The organism is Actinotalea lenta (assembly GCF_030586465.1).
In the GTDB taxonomy this organism is placed as follows: Bacteria; Actinomycetota; Actinomycetes; order Actinomycetales; family Cellulomonadaceae; genus Actinotalea; species Actinotalea lenta.
In genome coordinates this window covers 1-2,669 of the sequence record NZ_JAUQYP010000003.1, presented here as the reverse complement: position 1 = coordinate 2,669, position 2,669 = coordinate 1, and the positions used below count along the sequence as shown (strand labels likewise).

Annotated in this window: 2 protein-coding genes; both read right to left on the bottom strand. The window is 69.3% G+C overall.

Features of this window, described 5'->3' with window-relative positions; genetic code table 11:
* Positions 1-7: 7 nt before the first annotated feature.
* Positions 8-787: a hypothetical protein gene (locus tag Q6348_RS15655; protein WP_304602343.1), complete on the bottom strand. Its 780-nt coding sequence runs from the start codon at positions 785-787 to the stop codon at positions 8-10.
* Positions 788-800: 13 nt separating this feature from the next.
* The coding region (locus tag Q6348_RS15650) for an alpha-amylase family protein (RefSeq protein ID WP_304602342.1) at positions 801-2,669 on the bottom strand (1,869 nt) is incomplete at its 5' end.

Sequence of the window (2,669 nt, the reverse complement as noted above, 5' to 3'; positions counted from 1 at the left end):
TGGGCCGTCAGGCCCGGTACGTCGCGCGACCCGCAGCAGCGAGCCCCGCGAGAACCTCACCCTTCTTCGTGGCGGGTGCGGTGAGGAACTCCTCGGCGGCGTCGTGGTCGAGCAGCAGGCCGAGCGAGACGGTCTTGCCGGCTCCGGACTGCCATGTGGTGAGGCGGTCGAGCACGTCGTCGCGCGAGCCCTGGAGGTCCACGAGGGACGGGTCGGCGGTGGTGATCGAGGTGACCTTGTGGTCGGTGTCGAAGTCGAGCACGAGGGAGGCCCACAGGCTCTCGTGGTCGTGCACGCCGAGGATGACGGTGCTGTCGGGGGGGACCAGGGTGGCGGCGGCGTTCACCTGTGCGAGCGAGGCACCGACCTTCCACTGCAGCCCCAGCACCTCCCGGGCCGGGCCCGGGTGGGTGACGATCCCGTCCGGGTAGTCGTCGATCAGCGCGTAGGTGCGCTGGACGAACACGTCGAGGTCGTCGTCGATCTGCCAGGAGTCCTGGACCGAGGCGAAGTAGGCGTCGACCGCCGAGCGTTCCATCACCACGACGAAGTCCACGAGGTCCGCGTTGGCCTCGTACAGCTCGCGGGCCAGGGTGTGCGGGTCGTCGACCGTGCCCACCCGTCCGGTGCACTCGGCGCCGGCGGTGTGCATGAACTTCACGACGGTCCCGTGGTCATGGATGACCACGAGGCGGCGGGCTGCCTTCGCCGACCTCAGCAGCAGCGCTTGCGCGTTGCGCCACTGGTCGACGTCGATGTCTGCCATGAGGACGTCTTGGTGCAGCATCGGTGTTCTCCTCTCAGGCGGTGACGGTGCACCGGTAGACGTGGATGGAGTACGGCGCCATCGGCTCGGCGATGCAGCGCCCGTCGGTGGCGACGTCACGCTCGTCCCACAGCTCGCGCACGGCCCCGAGCCCGAAGCCGGGGGTGACCGTGGCGTCGATGGCGTGGTCCGTGGGGTTGGCGACGTACACGACCTTGACGCCCGGGTCGTCGGCGTCGGAGTGGATCGTCACGTCCAGGCCCGGGTCGTTGGTCGCGACCTGGTGGACGCCGGCGCGGGCGGTGACCTCGGCCACCACGCGCGGGACGGCGGCCAGGTCGCTGACCACGGTGATCGAGCCGGCACCGACGTCGGCGACCCGCACGCCGTCCTCGGCCGGCGCGCCCAGGGCGTCGGCCAGGACCGAGCACGGCCGCATCAGGCTGTCCAGGGCCGGGACCTTCGGACCGATCAGCACCGCTCCGCCGGCTCGCGCGAACTCCACGAGACTGTGCTGGAGGGCCTCGTCGAGGTAGTCGAGGGTGGTGAGCACGACGACCTTGCGACTGGACCACGCCTGGGCGGTCAGATCGGTGTCGGACAGCACGGTGCTGCCGCCGGTCGTGGCGAGTGCCTGGCTGAAGGCCCCGAACCAGGTGCCCTTGGCGATCTGGACCGGTACGTCGAAGCCCAGGGCCGCCTCGCTCGTGGTCACCGGCCCGGCGTACTCCGAGAAGCCGCTCGGGGTCTCCAGGAAGTCCCCGGGGAAGGAGACCAACACGCTGGCGGCCTCCAGCCGGTCGTACTCGCGGTTGGCCAGCAGCAGCACGTCGGCGTCCCGGCGGAAGCGGTGCAGCTCGCCGGACTCGAGCATCGCGTTGACGTTGCCGAACATCGCGACCTTCTCGGGCCGCTCGCGTCCGTCGCGGCGGATCGGTGAGTCCAGCCACCGGTCGCGCTCGACGAGCATGTACCGGGAGAAGCCCCGGATGCCCTGCATCAGGGCGGCCTTGGTGACGAACTCCTCGTCGTGCCAGTCGCCGGGGTTGAGGTACCAGGGCCACACCCCGGCGATGAACTCCGGGATGTAGGGGAACCGCGAGGTGCCCACCACGTACGAGGCCACCGTCTTGACGTGGGAGAACAGCTCCTTGCGGGAGTAGATGTCGAAGCCGACGAAGTCGAGCTTCTCCTCCAGCTTCGGGATGCTGAACGGCGTGGTGAAGCCTGAGGCCGCACCACCTGGACCGAGGGGGTGGGGGTAGTTGTGGAACAGCGCGATCCCCCCCAGGCCGCGCTCGCGCATCATGCCGGCCAGCCGGTCCATCGCGTCCACCAGGTACACCTCGCGGTACTCGGCCCAGTCGGCATACCAGGGGATCTCGGCCTTGTCGGTCGCCTCGAAGCGTCGCGGCGGCTCGAGCTCTGCGATGTCACCCAGCGTGCGGGAGTAGGCCTGGCCGACCGCCTCGACGCTGCCGTACTTGCCCAGCACGAAGGCCCGGTAGGCGGCCACCGACTCCGGGGAGTAGTCCGCGATGTAGGCGTTGACCCCGAAGAAGTAAGCCATCTCGTTGTCGACCTGGGCCGCGACGATCCCCCCGTTGGGGTAGGCGTGCTTGGCCAGGATCGAGCAGATCGCGTCGTACCACAGCGCGGTCTCGTCGTAGAACGCGTCCGAGGCGTAGTTCAGCGCCGGGATCGGCTTGGGGACCTGGGTCAAGATCACCTTCGAACCGGCACCACTGACCGCGTGCACGCGCTCGTCGGCGAGCAGCCGCTTGGGGTACCCGAACCAGGTCAGCTCGGAGTTGATCTGCGGGCCGGGCCGCACGATGATCCGGAAGCCCTTGTCCTCACACAGCGTGAGGAAGGCATCGATGTCGTTGGACGGGTTGATCTC